Consider the following 21,325-nt stretch of genomic DNA (forward strand, 5'->3'; position numbering starts at 1 on the left):
GAAGCAATGACCGATATTCATATTCAGCCATCGCTCTCCGAGGACGAGAAGCTCCCGGATGTTCTGATGCGCGTCGTAACCGAACTGCACGACGTTGCCTACCTTATCGAGCGTATCGAGCCTCAACTCCTTGAGCTTGGTGGCGCATCCGTCCTGCAGTCACCCGATAGTATGAAGGTGCTGCAGGGGATTGATCTGGCTGTTCAGAAAGCACGAGGACTTGCCGAGTTCATCGACACGATCACGGCGGATATTCCTGACACATGGACAGTCGACCTCACGACTGCCTTGAGTCTCGTCAAGCTGGCGGAAATGCACAAGGCGTTGAGCAGCGGCATGCGTCATGGTCATTCACAGCCTCTTTCCAAGGCAGCAGGAGATTTTGATTTCTTCTAATTTATACGCGTCTCCACCGTCTTGATGGGGCTTTGCGAAACGCTCGCACAAGCTTCGCCGCGTAGGTTGTGTGAGGGCAAAGGCCTCCATGACCTATTAGACGGTGCGGGAACAGAATGAATCTGTTAGCTCAATTCAATCAAATAATGAAGAATTTCGGGTCGTTAGGCCAAACAAAACTGCTGACATTGGCAGGGGTTGGTCTCGTATCCATGGCGATCGTCATCGCTGCCGCCCTCTATGTTAATAAACCGGCCTTCGAAACACTTTATGTGGGACTGGAGCAGGCAGACCTGAACAAGGTCAGCGTTGCGCTGGCCGAAGCAGGCATCAACTTTGCAGTCGGCCAGGACGGTTCCAGTATCCAGGTTCCGGTTGGAATGACCAGCCGTGCGCGTCTCCTGCTTGCAGAGCGTGGACTGCCAAACAGCAGCAACGCTGGGTATGAACTGTTCGACAAGGTCGGTTCACTCGGCCTGACCTCCTTCATGCAGGAAGTCACCCGGGTACGGGCGCTCGAGGGGGAGATCGCCCGCTCGATTCAGCAGATCAGTGGCGTCGCTGCTGCGCGCGTGCACATTGTCATGCCCGACGTCGGCAACTTCCGCCGCGCCGGCCAAAAGCCGACCGCCTCCGTCATGATCCGCGCCAGCACCGAAGCTGGTCGCAAGGCCGCTTCCTCCATTCGCCACCTTGTCGCCTCTGCCGTTCCCGGGCTGGAAGTCGATGACGTGACAATTCTTGATTCGACCGGCCAGTTGTTGGCCTCTGGCGACGAAAGTGGCAATAGCAGTCTGTCTCGCTCCATGAACGCCGTCCAGTCGGTCCAGCAGGAACTTGAGAGCAACATCGACAAGGCGCTTGCACCCTTCCTCGGTATGGATAATTTCCGTTCCAGCGCGACTGTCGTCCTGAATACAGATACTCAGCAGATCCAGGAAACCGTATTCGATCCTGAATCGCGTGTCGAACGCTCGGTGAAGATCACAAAGGAAGCGCAGAAATCCCAGCAGAAGCAATCCGACTCTGCGACAACTGTCGAGCAGAATATTCCACAAGCCGCGCCCCAGCCTGGTGGTGCAGGTGGCCCTGAATCGTCTGACCAGTCGGACAAAAAGGAGGAGCAGACCAACTACGAAATTAATTCGAAGACGACCGCAACGACAAGGAACGGTTATCGTCTCGAAAAACTTTCTATCGCGGTCGTTGTCAATCGGGGCCGGATTGCACAGATGGTTGGCGAGCCGGTCGACCAGCAGAAGATCGATGCCTATCTGGAAAAGATGAAGCAGATCGTTTCGACGGCTGCTGGTATCAGTGCCGATAGGGGCGATATCGTCACGGTCACGGCAATGGATTTCCTGGAAAACCAATTGCTTGATCAGTCTGCTGCAAGTGGTCCGGGTTTTGCTGAAATGTTAACGCGAAACATGGGCGGCATCATCAACTCCGCGGCTTTCGTTCTGGTCGCCTTCCTGGTCGTTTGGTTTGGCTTGCGCCCCGTCGTCCGTAGCGTCACCGGCACCGCTGTTAGCACAGAGACAGCTGGCGAAGCTGCAGGCCTGGAACTGCCTGACTTTTCACCTGCCGGTGCCAACCCCGCACTTGCAGAAGGCTTCGGGGCGGATTTCGGTTCGGATTTCGGGTTCGACAGCTCGAACGATCTCTTCGGTGCCGAAGACGATCCGAACGGCGGCTTCAACCGACGTGTCAAGGAAGGCCCGGAAAAACGCCTGGCCCGCATGGTGGAAATAAGCGAAGAACGCGCTGCCAAGATCCTGCGCAAATGGGCCGTGGATCGTGCAGCCTGATCCAGGGATCACGATAAACCAAATTGCGAAAGGGTCGGAAAATATCGGCCCTTTCGCAATCTCCTCTCTTCTTTAGACTCCTATCGTCGACATTTGGAATCATACCAAAAGCCCTATTCCGAAACATTCCTCCTGCCTCGTGTTCCATACTTACGGGTCCACAATATACTTCTGTCAGGCGTCAGGACTTATGTGTATAAGAAAAAGGGAATTCGAAATGTGCTCAAGGTTATGGCAATTCTACGATCCCCGCCTACAATGTAGATGATTCGACATGCCGATGCGGGAAACGGATAAGGAGATCGCCCCGACCGACGACTGATCGACCACTGTTGACCGGAGAGATGATCTTTCCGGAAGGAGAAAGGCGGAATGGAGTTGCGAGTCCCGGAACAGTTTGCGGGTAATATGGTGCAGCCCGATGTGCTGACCTCCACAACCTTTAGCCGTGAGCAATTTCTCGCGAAGCTCTCAGCCAGCGGTTCATCCGGCCAGATTCAGAGCGCGATGGCGCTTTTGACGGAATATGTCGGCGCTTCGCATTACCTCTTGGCTCGCTATGACTTGATTCAGGAAAATGGCCTCGATTTCATCGTCGCCTCCAATTGGCCCTTCGATCTCGTCCGGCGCATTGGGGCAGACCTGGCGCGTAGCTACGGTCGGTCGACGGAGATCGAGAAGTGTCTGAGCCTGCTGACGCCGCAGTTCGCACTTCTTCCCGACGATTTGAGCCTGCCAAGGCCTGTCAGCCAGCAATACTGCTCACTAACATTCTGTGTCGGGCGAACTCGTTTTTCTGTTATGCTCCTGTTTTCCGAAGGGCTCATCCTATCGCAGGATCGTCTACGTGAGGTAGCGCTTCTTGCTGCCTACGTCCTGAGCCTAGGCGACACGCGAGAACTGCGGACGGAGCGAGACTTCGAATTGACCGACCGGGAACTCGAATGCCTTTTCTGGATCGCTGAGGGCAAGACCAGCGACGAGATTGCCGTCATTCTCGGCATATCCCGCAACACCATCAATAACTACATCACGAGCGTGATGCGCAAGACGGCAACCAAAACCAGATCGGAGGCGATCGCTTACGCTGTTCGCAATAATCTGGTTTAGGAAGCACGAAAGATCCTCAGTACGTTATCGGGCGGAATAAAAACGGGAGTTCTCTTGACAATCGGTCAGCGCGTATCGAGCCGCTCGGATATTTTCCCAAAGCTCATCAACATGCAGCGGGCGCTGAATGCCCGGAACTTTGCCGTGTTTCGCGTTTCCGGCTCCGGCCTGCCCAACAAGCGCAAGCTGGTATGCGAGATGGAGAACTGGGGCGTCTCCGCCGCTGAGCATTGCGGCGCGTTTCTGCAAGCCTATAGCGAACGTCTGCTGAATCACATTGAGTTGTCACTTCTCCCCATGGTGTGGAAGTCCAGAGGGCACGCAGAGACCATATTGTCGGTCAAGGGTTCTGGCATGACCGTCATGCTGGACGGCCAGCAGCTTTCCTTCGAAGGGATCGCCTTCCCGGTTCGGCTGGGCGCAATAGGCAATGGTTATGTCGCCTTTGCCGGATCGGCAATGGATCTGTCCAACGACCTTGTCATTGACCAACATGTGCGCAGTTGCCATGTCATGATGGATCTGCTGGCCATGGATGAGCGGCGGTCCATCCCTGCCGAATCACTGAGTGAAAGAGAGGTGGCCTGCCTCCAACTCGCAGGCGATGGGCAGATCAGCGAAGAAATTGCCGAGAGGCTTGGTCTCTCCGTTCACACGGTTAACGCCTATCTCGGTTCTGCTACAATCAAGCTAGATGCGGTGAACCGGATACAGGCCATCGCCAAGGCCATTCGCCTTGGCTTCATCCACTGAGATATGCCGGGAACGAGGGTTCAGCCAGCCAAGGCGGTCGGCGTTCTGACAAACCGCGCCGCATGCAGGCTGCGCGATAGGAAACGCGTATTTTCCTCCGGATCGTCCGAAGGGTTCTGGAAGGAAATGTGGTCGATCTCGATTCCGGCCGTCTTGTCCGTCAGCATCAGTCTTGCATAGACGGAAAGGCCCTGGGGCTTGATTTCGAGATCCAGGATGACTTCCGGTCGACCGTCCCATTCCAACTTGTAGTCGCCCCCGGAACCGAAACTGACGGTGCCAGGATGGAAGTACAGTTCGGCAGCCGAAGAAACGAGATCGGCGATGCTGCCGTAGCATTCAAGGCGGAGCAGCGCAATCAGGTCTGCCGCATCCAGCATTCGTAACTCTGTTGCAACTGGGCTGATCGCCTGAGCCAGAATTTTTTCACGTTCAAGCGAATAGTTGCATTTTTTCATGGCTTTCAGCGTATCCGTTTTTGAGGCGATCGCGAGGCATAGACTCGATGAATCAGTTCGGCCACTGCCTTGTAAAAGGCTGGTGGAATGACACTATCTACCGAGACTTGCGCAAACATGGAGCGAGCGAGCGGTGGATCCTCAAAAACGGGAATGTTATTCTGCTCTGCGATTTCGCGGATCTTCAGGGCAATGAGATCGCTTCCCTTCGCAACAACCACCGGCGCATCATTCTCCTCGCGAACATATCGTAGTGCCACAGCGTAATGCGTCGGGTTTGCAATCACGAGGGTTGCGCGCGGCACATTGTTGATCATGCGCTGGCGGGCGCGGCTGCGCATGACGGCGCGCTGACGTCCCTTGACCATCGGGTCACCCTGAGATTGCTTGTGCTCGTCCTTGATTTCCTGTTGCGACATCTTCAGTTCGCTGTACCAGTGGTGCCGCGTCCAGAAGAAGTCGGCTGCCGCAAGAATTCCGGTCGAGAGGAGGATTACCACCATCATCTTCGTGGCGGCCACATACAGCATGTCCGGAACCACTTTCGGGTCCGCGAACATCGCGTCGAGCGAATGCATGAAGTCGCCACGCATCGCAAAGAACATGCAGATGCTGACGACGATGATCTTGAAGAGCGATTTTGCGAACTCTACCAGTCCAGGAACGCTGAATATGCGTTCCAGCCCTTTCATGGGTGAAACGCGGGAGATTTGTGGACGTACTCGTTCGAGAACGGCAGAGGGAAGATTTTGTGCAAACGAGGAGGCCAAGCCGAACAGGCTGAACATCAGCATGGCTGGCAGAAGAAACGACGCTGTGGCCCAGCCGAGATGCACACCGATCGATACGATATCCGAGGCGTTTTCGAGCTGCCACTGATCCGGCTGTGCGATGATATCCTTGAGTGTTTCCCCGAGGTCGAGAGTCCGGCCCGGCAGGAAGAAGATGAGGTAACAGTAAAACGCAAGAGATGACGCAAAAAGCGTCACCTCTTTAGAAAATGGAACGTTACCTTTTTCAGCCGCGTCGCGAAGTTTTTTCTCGGTCGGGCTTTCTGTTTTACTTTCTTTATCCTCAGACAAGGCTTCATTCCTGTGTCAAAGCGCCAGGTGCTTGGCGCTCTTTCAACCGAAGATCGTCATGATCTCCGCAAAGCTGCGGAATGAACCTTTCGAGTTCGCCCGCTTATGCGGCCGCCGGTGCCTCACCTGCTGGCGCGGCTTCCTTGAGCTGAATCTGGCCCGCATTGGCCAGACGAATGGCTTCTTGCGCCACAGCGCGCCGTGCAATAGCCACCTCGCGCGGATTGATGGCCGCGTTTGTCGCACCGAGATCGGCTTCGATCATGCGGCGCTGGCGAGGGCTTATCGCCGAAAGCACACATTCCTTGATCTCTGTCGGAGCGCCACGCAGCGCCATTGTCAGGATATCGCCGGCAATGTCGTTCAGCAGCATCACGCGGCTGCGCTGAGGCATGGCAAGCAGATCCTCGAACAGGAAGATCTTTGGACGTACCTTGTTGACCGATTCTTTGCTGATTGTCTCCAGAGACGTGAGCAAATTGTCGACCTGTGGCTTTTCCAACTCGTTCATGAGTTCCGCCACCTTGTTGGAGCCGTTCGAGTTGCGCTCGGCTTCGATCAGCTGGATCAGCTCGATGACGCGGTTCTCGATGATCTGCGCCGCCTTCGGGCTCACATCCTTCATGTTGACCGTACGGTTCATGATGTCGGCGCGCTGGGCGTCGGGAAGCTGCATCAGGAGCTTCGCACCAAAGGACGAGGGCAGCATGGAGAGGATGTAGGCGATGGTCTGAGGATGTTCCTTCAGCATGAAGCGACCGACAAAAGCCGGGTCGGCATCCTGCAGGCGGTCCCAGATCGATGTTTCGTAAGCCTGGAAGGCGGTACGGCGGCCAAGCAGCCCGTCCACTTCTTCCGGTGTCAGGCCCTCTTCGAGGATGCTTTCGATGGCGCGTGCGTTGTCCATGAGACCCGCACCTTCGGTGAACAGGTCCTCAAATTCATTGACCAGCTGCAAAAGTTCATCCGGCGGAATTTCGCGCAGGGTCTGCGCAGCTGCAATGATTGTTTGCAGCTCGCTCTGGGTAAAAAACTTCAACAGCTTGCCAGCAACCCCCTTGCCCATCGCAAGAAGGACGGCGGCGGCCTTTTCAGCTTGGGATAACGGTTTCTTGGAGACTGGGCCTCCGAAATCGTCAAAGTCCATCATGGTCTTCCCTCACTGTCCCTCATGGGATCAGACTTTGTTTGTACTCAACACTTCCGTTAGCTTGACGCCGAACCGTGTGTCGTCATTTTCGAGCACTGTGATCTCACCCTTGGCAATCCTGCGGCCATTGACGGTGATCTCGACCGGTTCTCCGATCTTCTTGTCCAGCGCGATAATGGCGCCTTCCTCAAGACCCATAAGCCCCGAAACTTGCATCTTGCTTGTGCCCAGGACGATTTCGACCGTAATCGGAATATCCATGATCAGGTCGAGGTTCGAATTGAGCGCGCTCCCTGGCTCCGGCATGGAGGAAGAAGCCGACGAGCCGAAGGACGCAGCTCCACCGAAGTCACCTCCGAGCGAGGCGCCACCGAAATCAGAACCGCCGCCGAAGTCGGAGCCACCAAAGGCAGTATCCGATCCAAGATCGGCACCGAACGGGGATTCGGAGGCCGATGCAGACATGCCGAAATCGTCACCGAGGCTGCCGGTTTCGTCAGCTTTCAGCACGCCGCGCAGATCGTCGATCGCCTGGTCCAGTTCCTTTTCGTCACTGGAAGGGGCGAACATATCGTCCGGATTGAAAGGTGTCTTATTCGTAGCCATGAATTGATTATTCCTGTTGAAACTTGCGTCAGGCTGCCCATGCTAAATTACCAACTTGACGTGTCACTTCATGAGATGTCTCAGCAGCTCGTCTTCGGTGCTGATATTGTCCTTGACGCGCACGGTGTAGCGATCACCCGAGCGACCGAACTCACACGCGTAGAGATCTTTTCCGTTGGCGCTGACATCGACCCGTACATCTCCCTTGTCTTCGAAGGCGATGACGTCGCCCGCCATCAGCTTGGAAATCGTTTTCAGCGTCAGCGATTGGAGACGGATCCGTGCCTGTAGCGTGATCTGCGAGCGACGTACCTGTTCGGCAATGCGATCAGCCCATTCCTGCTTTTGCTTTGAAAGCTGCGCCCGAGATTTCGGGGTCACGACCTTTGTCTTCAGGAGTGCCGTCTGCGGTATGATCAGAGCGATTTCAGATGAAACATTTCCGATCTCGACGGCCATGCGGATAGTAGCGCCGAATTCAGGCTTCTCATCCTTGTCCGCTTCCGGTCTGGCGGCCGCGTTATAGGGGCGCTCCAGCATCGCTTCGAAACCACCGGCTGCATTGACGCCCGAACGCAGAACATTCGCAATGCGCTCGAACACCATGGAGGCCAGATCGATTTCAATGTCCGAAAGGGGACGAGGATCCGGTTGAACGATGATGGCCGGATCTGCGCCCAGCATACGCTCCATCAATGCGATGACGAAGCTGTTGCCACAGGCGAGAACGAAGTTGGGGCACCAGTTGCGCAAGGATCCGTCAGCCAGGCATACGACATCGCCCAGCTGTGCGATAAGGTCCTGCATCAGGCCCGACTGGAAGCCGATATAGGAAACGTCGATGTGGATATTCGTCTCGCTGTGAAAGACATCCGGCAGAAATTCCGAATAGAGCTGGCCGAAATCGGCGGCAAGCTTTTCCACGGTCTTGTAGTCGCCCAATCCGCCGGTGAGCTTTGCAAGAAGCGCGAGATCCATACCGGAAGCCATGTCGTCGGTGCTCTTGGTCATCTGGGTCAGGCCGCCTTGCTTTCGCCGCCGCCACCCGGATTCATCATTTCCTGCTCAACGGCGTCAATCGACGGACGCTCATAGCCGGAGATCGTCTTGCGACCATACTCAAGCGCGACCTGCGGAACCGAGCCATTCATGTAGGCAATCAGGGTCTGCTTCACGACGATGTAGAGGCGATGCTGCTTGGAACGCACGATCTTGATCTGGTTGCAAAGCGGTGCAACCATGCAATAGGACAGGAAGATGCCAAGCATGGTGCCGACGAGCGCTGCACCGATCAGGCCGCCGAGAACTTCCGGCGATTCGTTGATTTTGCCCATCGCCTTGATAACCCCGAGAACAGCCGCGACGATACCGATCGCCGGAAACGCGTCACCCATGGTCGTCAGCGAATGGTAAGGCTTCATCTTGTCGTACAGGATGGTTTCGATTTCCTCGTCCATCAGCGCTTCGATCTCATGGCTTCGGGCATTGCCGATGATGATCAGACGAACATAGTCACAGATGAAGGAGGTCAGTTCCTTGTTCTTCAGAACTGTCGGAGCGGTTTGGAAGATCGAGGATTCTTCCGGGTTGTCGATGTGCGCTTCGATCTCGTTACGCGACTTGGTTCGAAGGTCGCGCATGAGAGAATATAGCACACCCAGAACATCCAGGTAGTTGCGCTCCTTCGGAACCGCATACTTGAAAGCCTCTCCGATCGCCTTGCCCGAATCCTTCACAACCTTCATCGGGTTGGCCATGATGAAACTGCCGACTCCGGCACCGCCGATGATGACGAGCTCGAAGGGCTGGACAAGCACGTCCAGATGCCCGCCCATGGCCATGTAGCCGCCGAGAACGCAGCCCAATGTGACTATAAATCCGATTATGATGGTCATCGTACACCTGCACCATGTTCGTATCAGGTTCCTGAATTACTGGCGCTGGCTTGCGTGAGGCTGGGTTTATAGCTGTTTAAGTAAATCGAAAAATTGCAGCGGCATGGAACAGCCTCGCACAAGTCTCTCTGCCTATGGATTGGCATGATCAGGGTTCCTTGTGGATCCCATACATTCGACCCCACCAGCGTGTCGGAAACATCTGAACCATTACGGAGCCAGAGACGAATGCAGTCCGGTTTGTATGTCGGTATTTCTTCACAGATCGCGCTTGAGCGCCGGTTGAACACGATCGCCGATAATATGGCGAACATGAACACGGTGGGCTTTCGAGCGACGGAAGTGAAATTCGACGAAGTGCTCAGCAAGACACGCAACGAACTCAACGCGAAGGTCGCCTTTGTCAGCCAGGGCAATGACTATCTGTCCACGCGTAGCGGCGGCCTGGATCGTACGGGCAACCCGCTGGATGTTGCGATCAAGGGCGATGCCTGGTTTGCAATCGACACCCCTCAGGGTCAGGTTCTGACGAAGGATGGACGATTCACGCTAAAGGAGACGGGCGAGCTCGTCTCCAATATGGGCTACCCGGTGCTCGATGCCGGTGGTGCACCCATCCAGCTGGACCGTACCGCCGGCCCGCCCGTCATCGGCCCTGATGGTCGCGTTACGCAGAATGACCGCCCTGTTGCCACGCTAGGAGTTTTCACCACGGATATTTCCAAGGGCTATCTGCGCTTTGAAAATGGTGGCGTAATTCCCACGCAGGCGCCGCAGCCGGTGGTCGATCGGGTCGATGTTAGCGTTGTCCAGGGCTATCTTGAGCAATCCAACGTCAACGGCATCGGCCAGATGACCGAACTCATCCAGGTCAACCGCAGCTTCGAAGCCATTTCCTCGCTGATGCGCGATACGGAAACCAATTTCAGCGAAGCCATCAAGACCCTTGGCGGCTCGCGCTAATTTCTCTGTGAAGGCTGAATCATGAACGGCAAGCCTGTGGAACCAGTGCCGAATGGCAAGCTGAGCCAGATGGCGTCGCTCGTTCAGCGCTTTACGAAGCCCGAGGTCGCCGTAGCCCCTGGTGGTCACGTGCGCACCATTGCAGCCGGTCATTACACAGTCTCTGGCCTTTCCAAACAGGTACGGCTCGGCGAATTCGTCGCGCACCGCAGCAAGACCGGGATCCATCTGGGCGAAGTCGTCCGGGTTGAACCGGATCTGGTCTATGTCTGCCCCATCGAACCCGGTGAACCGATCGGGATTGGTGACGTTGTTATCCGCAAGGGCGCTTTCCGCATTGCGCCGGACGACAGTTGGTGTGGCCGCACCATCAGTGCCTTGGGTGATCCCATCGACGGGAAGGGCCCGCTGGTCAATGGACCGGGGAAACGGTCGATTTCCAACACAGCCCCACCATCCATGACGCGACAGCGTATCGAAGAAGGATTTCGAACCGGCGTGCGTGCCATCGACATCTTTTCTCCGCTGTGCCTTGGCCAGCGTCTCGGTATATTCGCCGGGTCGGGTGTCGGCAAATCGACGCTTCTTTCCATGATTGCGCGCGCGGTGGCCTTCGACAAGGTCGTCATAGCGCTTGTTGGCGAGCGTGGGCGAGAAGTGCGCGAATTCATCGAAGACACGCTGGGCGACAACATGGCGAAATCCATTGCTGTCGTTGCCACCAGTGACGAGAGCCCGATGCTGCGCAAGATGGCGCCGTTGGTCGGGATAACCATTGCGGAGCATTTTCGCGATCGCGGCGAAAACGTGCTGTTCATCGCCGATAGTATCACCCGATTTGCGCATGCAATCCGAGAGGTCGCGGTCGCGTCCGGCGAGCCGCCCATCGCACGTGGCTATCCTGCCTCCGTGTTTACCGAACTACCGCGTCTGCTGGAGCGATCGGGTCCCGGACCGGAAGGAACAGGTACCATCACCGCCATCATTTCGATACTGGTGGATGGCGACAACCACAATGATCCGATTGCCGACTCTGCGCGCGGAATTCTGGATGGACACGTGGTGCTGGAGCGTAGCCTTGCCGAAGAGGGACGTTATCCGCCCATCAATCCCTTGTCGTCCATCTCGCGTCTGGCACGAAAGGCTTGGACTGGTGATCAGGAAAAGCTCGTTTCGAGGTTGAAATCCCTCATCCATAAATTTGAGGAGACGCGGGATCTGCGACTGATCGGGGGGTACCGCGCCGGCAGTGACGCCGATCTCGACATGGCGATCAAGCAGGTTCCCATCATCTACGACGTACTTAAGCAAGGTCCAGGAGATCCGCCGGCTGAGGATGCCTATGCGGATCTGGCAGGCGCCTTACGGGCCGGTGCAGGCCCCGGAAACCTGAGACAAAGAGGTTGAACATGCAGCAGGACAATGATGAAGAGATGAAGCCTTCGCGCACCCGTCGGCGATCTGGATCTTCCGGTGATCGCATGTTGGCTGGTGCCGGAATCCTTCTGGCAACCGCATCAGCGCTTTTCCCTTGGTACGTTTTCTTCAACGAGGACAAATTCGGGATTCGTGTCGAAACGATGGATCACACACGTGATCTGCCGGATACGCCAGCGCGCAACGTGTTCAGCGTATCGCCGCTGGCAATGATCGATAACACACCTTCGGACAAGCCCAAGGATCCTCTGGAGCCCACCGACAATCTGACGACGGCGACGGTTGCCTCGCCTGACAAGACCGATGGGAATGAAGGGGCGGGGCTCATGCAGCCGCTGCCCGGCAAGAATACGTTCCGCCTCATGCATGTTGCCAATGGTCGGGCGCTGATTGAAGACAGCAAGGGCATGTACATGGTCCGCGTCGGCTCGATCCTGCCGGATAACAGCCGTCTAGCCACCATCGAGCAGCGCGGCGGGCGCTGGGTGATCATAACCTCCACCGGTGAGGTGTTAAACGATCAGGCCTCGGGTAGTCCGTAAGTCTGACGCAAGGATATCAGCCTAGGCTTCAATTAGAAAATGGAGAGAAGCCTATGCAACCCATTCAATTATTCGATCTGGCATCGCGTCAAGCGGAATGGCTTTCCATTCGCCAGCAGGTCGTTGCTGGCAACATCGCCAATGCAAACACGCCAGGTTACAAATCCAAGGACGTCACGCCCTTTTCTGCGGTGTTGAACGAGACCAACATCGCCATGGCGCGCACCAATGCAGCGCACCTGTCGGGTCACTCCCTGGATAGTTCAATCGATGTGAACATCGAAGAAGAAGATCTCAATCAGGAAATCGGGGTCCAGGAGTCGGGAAACACCGTTTCCCTGGCCCAGGAACTTTCCAAGATGGGCGGAATCAAGCGGCAGTACGACATCGGAAATACGCTGGTTAAGTCCTTTCACAGCATGATGCTGATGACAGTCAGGAGGTAATGATCCATGGATCCGCTAGCCGCATCGCTCAGGATTGCCGGTTCAGGTTTGGAAGCCCAATCTACCCGCTTGCGCATTGTTTCTGAAAACATTGCCAACTCCCGTACCACGGGCGATACGCCCGGTGCCGATCCGTATCGCCGCAAGACAATCACCTTCGGATCGGAACTGGATAAGCTGTCTGGTGCCCAGGTTGTCGACGTCAAGAAGCTCGGCGTCGACTCTTCGGATTTTCATGAGGAATACGATCCGGGCAATCCGGCCGCCGATACCAAGGGCATGGTGAAGATGCCCAATGTGAACGTGCTGATCGAAATGGCCGACCTTCGGGAATCCAATCGCAGCTATGACGCAAATCTGCAGACCATCAAGCAAACGCGCGAAATGATTTCATCCACTCTCGATCTTCTGAAGGGCTCGCAATGATTAACGGCATCCAGAAAGTCGCCGGTCTCTCCATGACGCGAGATCTCGGTGAGGTCACTTCCTCTTCAAGTGCTGCCTCTGCATTTGGCGCCGCCGGATCTGCAGCAAGCACGGGCGCCTCCTTTTCCGAAGTTCTCGGCAATATGGCGGTCGATGCCGCCAACAGCCTGAAGAGCGCGGAAGCCATTTCCTTCGACGGAATTACCGGCAAGGCGAACACGCGCGAAGTCGTCGACGCAGTTCTGCAGGCGCAGCAGTCGCTGCAGACGGCCATCGCCTTCCGCGACAAGATCGTCAGTGCCTATCTCGACATCACCAAAATGCAAATCTAGCGGTTCAAGGACATCAGATCGATGAGAGCACTTTCCGTCGCAGCGACGGGCATGGATGCCCAGCAGACCAACCTCGAGGTCATCGCGAACAACATCGCGAACATCAATACAACCGGCTACAAGCGCGCCCGCGCGGAGTTCGCCGATTTGCTGTATCAAACCGAGCGGGCTGGCGGCGTTCCCAACCGGGCCAACCAGGCGATTGTTCCGGAAGGTGCAAACATCGGTCTGGGTGTGCAGACCGCCGCCGTGCGCAACATCTTCCAGCAGGGCGAACTGACGCAGACAGAGAACTCCCTCGACGTTGCCGTCATCGGTCGCGGCTGGTTCCAGGTGCAGGCGCCTGATGGCTCGACCATGTACACCCGTGCAGGCGCATTCAATACCAATGCACAAGGCCAGCTTGTCACGATTGATGGTTATGCGGTGATTCCCAACATCACCTTCCCGGCGGACGTGACGGAAACCGTAATCAACCGTTCCGGCGAAGTCAGCGTCCGCATCGGCAATGCCAACACCTTCACGCCCCTCGGTCAGTTGACCATGGCAAACTTCGTCAACGAAGCAGGCCTGAAGCCAATGGGCGACAACCTCTTCCAGCAGACGGCTGCTTCTGGTGAGGCCATTGTTGCGGCTCCCGATGATCCGGGCTTTGGCTACCTCAAGCAGGGCTACCTCGAATCCTCGAACGTCGATGCCGTGAAGGAAATCACCAACCTGATCGCGGCACAACGTGCCTATGAAATGAACTCGAAGGTGATCACGACAGCAGACGAAATGGCGTCGATCGTCAGTAAGAACCTGAAGTAATCTTGAAGGGGTGGCAGACATGATGTTTCGCCGGAATAGCCGGAAGCGGGTCGGATTGCAGGGCATTGCCCTTGGTCTTCTTGCTGGTCTTTTGGCGCCGTCCGCCTACGCCGATATGGGCTATGCGGTCGTGCCGAAGCAGATCATCTATCCGGGTCAGGAAATCGATGCCGCCCAGCTTCAGGAAGTCGAAGTCACCAATCCGAACCTTGCCGGCGGCTACGCCTCCGGTATCGACCAGGTCATGGGCAAGGTCAGCAACCGCACGCTGCTGCCGGGCCGCACCATCCAGCTCAGTGCCCTGCGTGAGCCCTACGCGGTCAAGCGCGGCGCGCCTGTCCGCCTCACCTTCAGCCTCGGCAACATGACGATCAGTGCAACAGGTACGCCTCTCGACAATGCAGCGGTCGGCGACGTCATCAAGGTTCGCAATCTGGATTCGGGTGTCACCGTTTCGGGAACGGTCATGGCGAATGGAACAGTGCAGGTGATGGCGAAATGATGAAGCGTCTTCTTGTGGCAGGCCTTGCCTTCCTGTGCCTTCTAACACCAATTCAGCCGGCCTTTGCCGATGCTTCGCGCATCAAGGATATCGCGTCCCTTCAGGCAGGTCGTGACAACCAGTTGATCGGCTACGGTCTGATCGTTGGTCTCCAGGGAACGGGCGATAGCCTGCGATCCTCACCCTTCACCGAGCAGTCCATGCGCGCCATGCTGCAGAATCTCGGCATATCGACACAAGGCGGCCAGTCGGCAGCGAAGAACACCGCGGCCGTCATGGTGACGGCCAATCTGCCGCCCTTCGCCAGCCCCGGCAGCCGTCTGGACGTCACGGTAAGCTCCCTCGGCGACGCAACGTCGCTGCGTGGCGGTACCCTCATCATGACCTCGTTGACCGGTGCCGACGGCCAGATCTATGCCGTCGCGCAGGGTTCGGTCATCGTGTCCGGCTTCTCCGCGCAAGGGCAGGCAGCTTCCGTCACCGAAGGTGTGACGACAGCGGGCCGCGTTCCGAACGGCGCCATCATAGAGCGTGAACTTCCATCGAAATTCAAGGACGCCGTCAATCTGGTGCTGCAATTGCGCAACCCGGATTTTTCCACGGCGGTCCGCATCGCCGATACCGTGAACCGCTTTGCGGCCCAGCGCTATGGCGGTGCAATAGCAGAGCCTCGCGACTCACAGGAGGTCTCGGTCGCGAAGCCGAAGACGGCTGATCTGACGCGGCTGATGGCGGAGATTGAAAATCTTGTGGTCGAAACCGATACACCCGCGAAGGTCGTCGTCAATGAGCGAACCGGTACGGTTGTCATCGGTGCCGATGTGAAGGTATCGCGTGTGGCCGTCAGCTATGGAACCTTGACCGTTCAAGTCACGGAGACACCGCAGATTATTCAGCCGCAACCCTTTTCCAATGGTGAGACCGCCGTTCAACCCCAGACCGATATCAGCGTCATGAAGAGCGGCAGCAATGTTGCCATCCTCAACGGACCGGATCTCAGGACGCTGGTTGCAGGTCTCAACAGCATCGGTGTCAAGCCGGATGGAATCATCGCGATCCTGCAGGGCATCAAGTCCGCAGGCGCGCTTCAGGCGGAGCTCGTCATACAATGAAGTCTGATCTGGAACCTGTCATTTTCGCGCTTGGCCGCAGGAAATCCTTCCTGCGAATGGCGGCGGTTGGAGCGCTTCTGCTTCTGGTGCCACAGGTCAATGCGCAGCAGGCGACGTCGCTGCCGAAAGATTCGACCGCTGCCGATATCGAGAAGTTCTGCACGAACATCGCCGATTCAGCGCGCGATCAGCGCTACCTTCTGCAGAAGCAGGAACTCGAAAAGCTGCAGGCGGATGTGGACGAACGCATCGCCGTTCTGGAAAAGCGCAAGGCGGAATACGAGCAGTGGCTCAAGGTTCGCAACGAGTTCATGGCAAAGGCAGATGCCGGCCTGATCGAAATCTTCAAGACAATGAAAGCAGACGCGGCAGCGCCCCGGCTTGAGCAGATGAGGCTTGAACTGGCTGCGGCGATCATCATGAAACTTCCGGCACGTCAGTCCGGCCTGATCCTGAGTGAGATGGATCCGCTGAAGGCGGGTCAGATTTCCATGATCATGTCCAGCGCGTCCGACCCCAACACATCCAAGGATCGCCGCACATGATCAAGCGCTTTTCAGTATTCTGTGTAGGCCTGCTTTTGACAGGTTGCGCCAGTCAGACGGTCAAGGAAATCGGCAACGCTCCTTCGATGAGCCCGATCGGGAGCGGCCTGCAATACGCCCAGACGCCACAGATGTCGTCCTATCCAAAACAGCCACGTCATATGGCCAATGGATATTCGCTTTGGAGCGACAGCCAGGCCGCCCTGTTCAAGGATGCGCGTGCGCTGAACGTCGGCGATATTCTGACAGTCGATATTCAGATCAACGACAGGGCCGACTTCGACAATGAAACCGACCGCAGCCGGACCAACTCCACAGGTCTCAAATGGGATGTTGGAGCAAAGATTTTGGGCTGGAAGCCCAGTACGAACGGCGACCTTAGCACCGATTCCGATACCTCTTCCAAGGGCAAGGGTTCGACTAAACGTTCTGAAAAGCTGAATCTACTGGTGGCAGCGGTTGTGACTGGCGTCCTCGAGAATGGGAATCTTCTGATCAGCGGCTCGCAGGAAGTACGCGTCAACCACGAAATTCGTATATTGAATGTGGCGGGGATCGTGCGGCCACAGGATGTCAATGCCAAGAACACGATCTCCTATGACAAGATCGCTGAAGCACGCATCTCCTACGGCGGCCGAGGTCGTCTGATGGAGGTGCAGCAGCCGCCCGTCGGTCAGCAGGTCGTCGACCTGTTCTCACCTTTCTGATGACGGACTGAAGGGATACCGGGATCATGGAAGACGCAGCAGAAGGCGCTGAGACCAAGAAAAAGGGTGGTGGCATGGTGGCCACCATTGCGGGTGTCGCCATCGTCACCCTGGTCGGCGCAGGCGGCGGCTGGTTCCTCGGTGGAATGATCGCGCCGAAGGATCCGGCAGCAGAAAAGGCTGCTGAAGAAAAGAAGCAGGAAGCGGCGGCAGCCGCGGCAGCTGGCGCGCATGGTGGGGCTAAGAAGGAGGAGGGCATCCCCCACATCTCTACCCCGGCCACTGGCGTCGTACAGCTGGAGCCAATCACCACAAATCTGGCATATCCTTCCGACAACTGGGTCCGTCTGGAGGTTGCACTGGCTTTTAATGGAGTGCCGGAAATGCCTCTTGCTGAACAGATCCATCAGGATATCGCCGCCTATATGCGCACGGTTTCTCTTCAGCAGATCGAAGGGCCACGCGGCTTTCAATATCTTAAGGAAGACATTCAGGAACGTGTTGACCTGCGCTCGCAAGGCAAAGTATCGAAAGTGATGTTCAGAACCTTCGTGATCGAATGATTCGACTCCTTGCGCTGCTCGCCGTCATTCTGATGGCACCGGGACTGGCATTTGCACAGCAATCGCCAGCCGACCTTTTGAACCTCCCGGTGGATGGCTCCGCGGCGGCATGGATTATCCGTACCTTCGGGTTGTTGACGGTACTCTCCATTGCGCCGGGCATCCTGGTGATGGTTACGAGTTTTCCGCGGTTCATCATTGCGTTCTCGATCCTTCGGACCGGTATGGGTCTGGCGACCGCTCCTTCGAATATGGTCCTTATCTCGATGGCTCTGTTCATGACCTTTTACGTCATGACGCCAACTTTTGATCGTGCATGGACTGAGGGTGTGCAGCCCTTGCTGCGCAACGAGATCAACGAGGCGGAAGCGGTGCAACGGATCGGGGAGCCTTTCAGAGCTTTTATGAGCGCCAACACGCGTGAGAAGGATCTTACGCTCTTCGTGGACATCGCGCGCGAAAAGGGTCAGTCCGTCGGAACACCCGAGGCCGTGGACTATCGCGTCCTGATACCGGCCTTCATGCTATCTGAAATCCGGCGCGGCTTCGAGATCGGCTTTCTGATTGTCCTGCCATTTTTGGTGATCGACATGATCGTCGCCGCCATCACCATGGCCATGGGTATGATGATGCTGCCGCCAACATCGATCTCTCTCCCCTTCAAGATCCTGTTTTTTGTCCTGATCGACGGTTGGAATCTCCTGGTGGGGAGCCTCGTCCGCTCGTTCAACTAGGGGGCGAATAAGAGGCGGCCTCGCCGTTGCAAGTGCGGCCTGATCCGACTTCCTCCAACTCGCGCTCGCCGCAGCTGCGCGCCGGTTGCTCATTTTCGAGGCGTTTTTACGCAATCGAGAGCGTCTCATATCGTACGTTTGGCAACTTTGAACAAGGCTTCCCAACTGTTAAGATACAGCCATTCAGAGCTGGATTGATGCCACTGTGATACATCTTGTCACTAAGTGAAGCGGGTCAATAAAAACAAATTAAAACAATCAGATAATTGCTGCGGTCATCGTCTGTAAATCATTATCCACCGGACTGTTTGCATAGGTCGAACTTTAGAATGCGGTTTAAGGAATCCGCAATGAATCTCTGCAAATATCTTCGGCATATGACGCGTTTGGTTTCCATGAGTGCACGGAACCGAGTGGGCATGAAGCCAATCGTCATTGCCGGTAGTCTAAGTCCGGTATGTCCCCAACGAGTATCCAGTAACAAGGGACTAGAATACTATGTCATCAATTATGACGAATAGCTCGGCTATCTCAGCGCTCTCCACATTGCGCTCCATCAGCAGCAGCATGGAGAAGACACAGTCGGCGATCTCATCGGGCTATAGCGTCGCAAGCGCTTCCGACAACGCCGCTTACTGGTCGATCGCTACAACGATGCGCTCCGACAACAAGGCGCTCGGCACCGTTAAGGACGCTCTCGGTTTGGGTGCTGCTACCACCGACACAGCCTACACAGCAATCGAATCTTCCATCAAGGTTGTCGACCAGATCAAGACCAAGCTGACTGCCGCTTCCCAGCCGGGCGTCGACAAGGACAAGGTCCAGAAGGAAATCACGCAGCTCCAGGATCAGCTGAAGTCTATTGCGAAGTCCGCTTCCTTCTCCGGTCAGAACTGGGTTCTCCAGGATGACAACAATTCGCCAGAAACGAAGGCCATCGTTGGCTCCTTCAATCGTGACTCTGGTGGCAACATCAGCCTGACGACGCTCGAATACGACACAACGAACTCCACGCTTGTCAGCCTCCAGACCGACGGCACCAACGATACATCCGGCGACGGCATCCTGTCAAAGGAGCGCACAGGCCTGACCTATGTGGACGACGCTGGTCAAACCCAGACCGATGGTGAAGTGGCCGACGGCATCTTGGGCTTCAAGATCACGGCGACAACCGACCGTAACACAATGGCCCAGATCCTTTCCGGCGTTGAGCAGGCTCTGAAGGAAATGACGGATGCTGGCGCTGACGTTGGTGCCATCAATTCCCGTATCGAACTGCAGAACACCTTCGTCGAAGACCTGATGGACTCGATCGACAAGGGCGTTGGCAAGCTCGTTGACGCAGACATGAACGAAGAGTCGACCCGCCTCAAGGCGCTCCAGACGCAGCAGCAGCTGGGTATCCAGGCGCTCTCTATCGCCAACAACGACTCGCAGAGCATCCTGTCTCTCTTCCGCTAAAATAGTTCAAGTTAAGCAAACCTTAAGATCGCGCCCTATCAGGGCGCGATTTTTTTGTTCTCGGTAGATGCTGCGATCCAATTTCCTAATATTTTCCTTGTTCACTTCAATATTTGTTAACCTTAATCAGTTGATATGTACTCATACAGGCGGTGCGTCCCGATAACCATTGGAAGCAGGACGAGCATGAGGCGCAACACCCCTTGCCGGTAGACCCGGAATACCAAGTCCACTGTTTTCTTGTAGGGGCCAATTATGACCAGCATTCTGACCAATACCGCAGCGATTGCAGCGCTCTCCACGCTGCGCAATATCGCAAGCGATATGGAAACAACGCAGAACCACGTATCTTCCGGATATCGCATCGAAACGGCCTCGGACAACGCTGCTTACTGGTCGATCGCCACGACGATGCGTTCGGACAACAAGGCTCTTGGTACTGTTAAAGACGCTCTTGGCCTTGGTGCCGCGATGACCGATACAGCTTACACGGCTCTCCAGAGCTCCATCAAAGTTGTCGACGAAATCAAGGCAAAGCTGACAGCTGCCTCGCAGCCTGGCGTCGACAAGGAAAAGGTCCAGAAAGAAATCACGCAGCTCCAGGACCAGTTGAAGTCGATTGCCAAGTCTGCATCCTTCTCCGGTCAGAACTGGGTTCTCGAAGATCCGACCACAACCCCGGAAACCAAGGCCATTATCGGTTCCTTCAACCGAGATGCGAACGGCAATATCAGCCTCACAACTCTTGAGTACGACACCACGAAGTCCACTCTGGTCAGCCTTGATGCAGCGGGTGCAAACGATACCGCAGGCGCAGGCATCCTGTCGAAAGAACGGACCGGTCTTACCTATGTCGATGAGACGGGTACGACCCAGACAAACGGTGCATTGGCAGACGGTGTGTTGGGGCTGACTATCACCAGCACGACGACCCGTGATGAAATGGCGCAGTACCTGGTCGCGACCGATCAGGCGCTTAAGGAAATGACCGATGCGGCAGCTGACGTCGGCTCTATCAACGCTCGTATCGATCTGCAGTCTAATTTCGTTCAGGACCTCATCGATTCTATTGACAAGGGTGTTGGCAAACTCGTCGATGCCGACATGAACGAAGAGTCGACAAGGCTGAAGGCTCTGCAGACACAGCAGCAGCTAGGCATTCAGGCTCTATCGATCGCCAACAACGATTCGCAGAACATTTTGACGCTCTTCCGCTAATCCCGGGAAATCCCGTCCATTCTAGAGGGAGGCCGCGCGGCTCGCGCGGCCTCCCATTTTCGTTCCAGGGAAGAACACTGTTTTTTCTATATCTCCCTGCTGCTTCTTTTGCCGGGTGAAGATCAGCTTCGCACAAGACAAATACGGCTTTATCGATACCGGGATGCAAGTCTGCTGCCTGCTCTGTTCAGAGCAGATCGGGCTGCCCATTCACATACGCCCGAACGTCAGCCGAGTTTCTTGGTCGGCTCACGTCTGCATGAAGC

General features: G+C 56.1%; 25 protein-coding genes. 19 read left to right on the forward strand and 6 right to left on the reverse strand.

Annotated elements, in window-relative coordinates; translation table 11 throughout:
• Nucleotides 1–6: 6 nt before the first annotated feature.
• From cheT to visR, 4 genes are all read left to right on the forward strand, one after another.
• On the forward strand, nucleotides 7–396 hold the full coding sequence (cheT, locus tag MUU53_RS00525) for a chemotaxis protein CheT (RefSeq protein ID WP_247259108.1): 390 nt from the start codon (nucleotides 7–9) through the stop codon (nucleotides 394–396).
• A 116-nt stretch (nucleotides 397–512) separates the two neighbouring features.
• On the forward strand, nucleotides 513–2,207 hold the full coding sequence (gene fliF, locus MUU53_RS00530) for a flagellar basal-body MS-ring/collar protein FliF (protein WP_247259109.1): 1,695 nt from the start codon (nucleotides 513–515) through the stop codon (nucleotides 2,205–2,207).
• Between the two features lie 372 nt (nucleotides 2,208–2,579).
• Entirely contained in the window at nucleotides 2,580–3,317 is a 738-nt protein-coding gene (gene visN, locus MUU53_RS00535) for a transcriptional regulator VisN (protein WP_377307261.1), read from the forward strand.
• Between the two features lie 111 nt (nucleotides 3,318–3,428).
• On the forward strand, nucleotides 3,429–4,070 hold the full coding sequence (visR, locus tag MUU53_RS00540) for a transcriptional regulator VisR (protein ID WP_247259242.1): 642 nt from the start codon (nucleotides 3,429–3,431) through the stop codon (nucleotides 4,068–4,070).
• A gap of 20 nt (nucleotides 4,071–4,090) precedes the next feature.
• On the opposite strand, the gene MUU53_RS00545 is transcribed toward visR, so the two are convergent.
• The 6 genes from MUU53_RS00545 to motA all read right to left on the reverse strand — a co-directional run bounded on the left by MUU53_RS00545 (nucleotide 4,091) and on the right by motA (nucleotide 9,261).
• Complete coding sequence (locus tag MUU53_RS00545) at nucleotides 4,091–4,528, reverse strand: hypothetical protein (protein WP_247259110.1); 438 nt, start codon at nucleotides 4,526–4,528, stop codon at nucleotides 4,091–4,093.
• A gap of 5 nt (nucleotides 4,529–4,533) precedes the next feature.
• On the reverse strand, nucleotides 4,534–5,610 hold the full coding sequence (gene flhB, locus MUU53_RS00550; protein WP_247259111.1) for a flagellar biosynthesis protein FlhB: 1,077 nt from the start codon (nucleotides 5,608–5,610) through the stop codon (nucleotides 4,534–4,536).
• Nucleotides 5,611–5,713: 103 nt separating this feature from the next.
• Nucleotides 5,714–6,760: a flagellar motor switch protein FliG gene (fliG, locus tag MUU53_RS00555; protein ID WP_247259112.1), complete on the reverse strand. Its 1,047-nt coding sequence runs from the start codon at nucleotides 6,758–6,760 to the stop codon at nucleotides 5,714–5,716.
• A gap of 27 nt (nucleotides 6,761–6,787) precedes the next feature.
• On the reverse strand, nucleotides 6,788–7,366 hold the full coding sequence (gene fliN, locus MUU53_RS00560) for a flagellar motor switch protein FliN (protein WP_247259113.1): 579 nt from the start codon (nucleotides 7,364–7,366) through the stop codon (nucleotides 6,788–6,790).
• A 63-nt stretch (nucleotides 7,367–7,429) separates the two neighbouring features.
• Nucleotides 7,430–8,377: a FliM/FliN family flagellar motor switch protein gene (locus tag MUU53_RS00565; protein ID WP_247259114.1), complete on the reverse strand. Its 948-nt coding sequence runs from the start codon at nucleotides 8,375–8,377 to the stop codon at nucleotides 7,430–7,432.
• A 5-nt stretch (nucleotides 8,378–8,382) separates the two neighbouring features.
• Complete coding sequence (motA, locus tag MUU53_RS00570) at nucleotides 8,383–9,261, reverse strand: flagellar motor stator protein MotA (RefSeq protein WP_247259115.1); 879 nt, start codon at nucleotides 9,259–9,261, stop codon at nucleotides 8,383–8,385.
• 228 nt (nucleotides 9,262–9,489) lie between these two features.
• Between motA and flgF the strand changes: the two genes are divergently transcribed.
• The 15 genes from flgF to MUU53_RS00645 all read left to right on the forward strand — a co-directional run bounded on the left by flgF (nucleotide 9,490) and on the right by MUU53_RS00645 (nucleotide 21,059).
• Nucleotides 9,490–10,224, forward strand: a complete 735-nt coding sequence (gene flgF / locus MUU53_RS00575) for a flagellar basal-body rod protein FlgF (protein WP_247259116.1) — start codon at nucleotides 9,490–9,492, stop codon at nucleotides 10,222–10,224.
• A gap of 21 nt (nucleotides 10,225–10,245) precedes the next feature.
• The gene (gene fliI, locus MUU53_RS00580) at nucleotides 10,246–11,631 is read left to right on the forward strand and encodes a flagellar protein export ATPase FliI (protein ID WP_247259117.1); all 1,386 of its coding nucleotides are present in this window, start codon (nucleotides 10,246–10,248) and stop codon (nucleotides 11,629–11,631) included.
• A 2-nt stretch (nucleotides 11,632–11,633) separates the two neighbouring features.
• On the forward strand, nucleotides 11,634–12,203 hold the full coding sequence (locus tag MUU53_RS00585; RefSeq protein WP_377307260.1) for a flagellar protein: 570 nt from the start codon (nucleotides 11,634–11,636) through the stop codon (nucleotides 12,201–12,203).
• Between the two features lie 53 nt (nucleotides 12,204–12,256).
• Nucleotides 12,257–12,649, forward strand: a complete 393-nt coding sequence (gene flgB / locus MUU53_RS00590) for a flagellar basal body rod protein FlgB (RefSeq protein ID WP_247259118.1) — start codon at nucleotides 12,257–12,259, stop codon at nucleotides 12,647–12,649.
• A 6-nt stretch (nucleotides 12,650–12,655) separates the two neighbouring features.
• Nucleotides 12,656–13,075 (forward strand): flagellar basal body rod protein FlgC, encoded by a 420-nt coding sequence (gene flgC, locus MUU53_RS00595; RefSeq protein WP_247259119.1) that lies wholly within the window; start codon nucleotides 12,656–12,658, stop codon nucleotides 13,073–13,075.
• Nucleotides 13,072–13,407 carry a flagellar hook-basal body complex protein FliE gene (fliE, locus tag MUU53_RS00600; protein WP_247259120.1) on the forward strand — a complete coding sequence of 112 codons (336 nt, stop codon included), beginning with the start codon at nucleotides 13,072–13,074 and terminating at the stop codon, nucleotides 13,405–13,407. The genes flgC and fliE overlap by 4 nt, the downstream gene beginning before the upstream one ends.
• Nucleotides 13,408–13,428: 21 nt before the next feature.
• Nucleotides 13,429–14,217, forward strand: a complete 789-nt coding sequence (gene flgG / locus MUU53_RS00605) for a flagellar basal-body rod protein FlgG (RefSeq protein ID WP_247259121.1) — start codon at nucleotides 13,429–13,431, stop codon at nucleotides 14,215–14,217.
• A gap of 19 nt (nucleotides 14,218–14,236) precedes the next feature.
• Nucleotides 14,237–14,719 carry a flagellar basal body P-ring formation chaperone FlgA gene (gene flgA / locus MUU53_RS00610; RefSeq protein WP_062555355.1) on the forward strand — a complete coding sequence of 161 codons (483 nt, stop codon included), beginning with the start codon at nucleotides 14,237–14,239 and terminating at the stop codon, nucleotides 14,717–14,719.
• Nucleotides 14,716–15,831: a flagellar basal body P-ring protein FlgI gene (locus MUU53_RS00615; protein ID WP_376748543.1), complete on the forward strand. Its 1,116-nt coding sequence runs from the start codon at nucleotides 14,716–14,718 to the stop codon at nucleotides 15,829–15,831. The genes flgA and MUU53_RS00615 overlap by 4 nt, the downstream gene beginning before the upstream one ends.
• Nucleotides 15,828–16,376: a MotE family protein gene (locus MUU53_RS00620; RefSeq protein ID WP_377307259.1), complete on the forward strand. Its 549-nt coding sequence runs from the start codon at nucleotides 15,828–15,830 to the stop codon at nucleotides 16,374–16,376. Before MUU53_RS00615 ends, MUU53_RS00620 begins: the two co-directional genes overlap by 4 nt.
• Nucleotides 16,373–17,083 (forward strand): flagellar basal body L-ring protein FlgH, encoded by a 711-nt coding sequence (gene flgH / locus MUU53_RS00625; RefSeq protein WP_247259122.1) that lies wholly within the window; start codon nucleotides 16,373–16,375, stop codon nucleotides 17,081–17,083. Before MUU53_RS00620 ends, flgH begins: the two co-directional genes overlap by 4 nt.
• A 26-nt stretch (nucleotides 17,084–17,109) precedes the next feature.
• Entirely contained in the window at nucleotides 17,110–17,646 is a 537-nt protein-coding gene (locus MUU53_RS00630; RefSeq protein WP_247259123.1) for a flagellar basal body-associated FliL family protein, read from the forward strand.
• Nucleotides 17,643–18,380, forward strand: coding sequence for a flagellar type III secretion system pore protein FliP (fliP, locus tag MUU53_RS00635; protein ID WP_247259124.1), 738 nt, complete (start codon nucleotides 17,643–17,645; stop codon nucleotides 18,378–18,380). Before MUU53_RS00630 ends, fliP begins: the two co-directional genes overlap by 4 nt.
• 498 nt (nucleotides 18,381–18,878) lie before the next feature.
• On the forward strand, nucleotides 18,879–19,841 hold the full coding sequence (locus MUU53_RS00640) for a flagellin N-terminal helical domain-containing protein (RefSeq protein ID WP_247259125.1): 963 nt from the start codon (nucleotides 18,879–18,881) through the stop codon (nucleotides 19,839–19,841).
• A gap of 255 nt (nucleotides 19,842–20,096) precedes the next feature.
• A complete protein-coding gene (locus tag MUU53_RS00645; protein WP_247259126.1) occupies nucleotides 20,097–21,059 on the forward strand; it encodes a flagellin N-terminal helical domain-containing protein in 963 nt (320 codons plus the stop codon).
• Nucleotides 21,060–21,325 lie beyond the last annotated feature (266 nt).

This window comes from Affinirhizobium lemnae (genome assembly GCF_022968395.1).
Lineage (GTDB): Bacteria > Pseudomonadota > Alphaproteobacteria > Rhizobiales > Rhizobiaceae > Neorhizobium > Neorhizobium lemnae.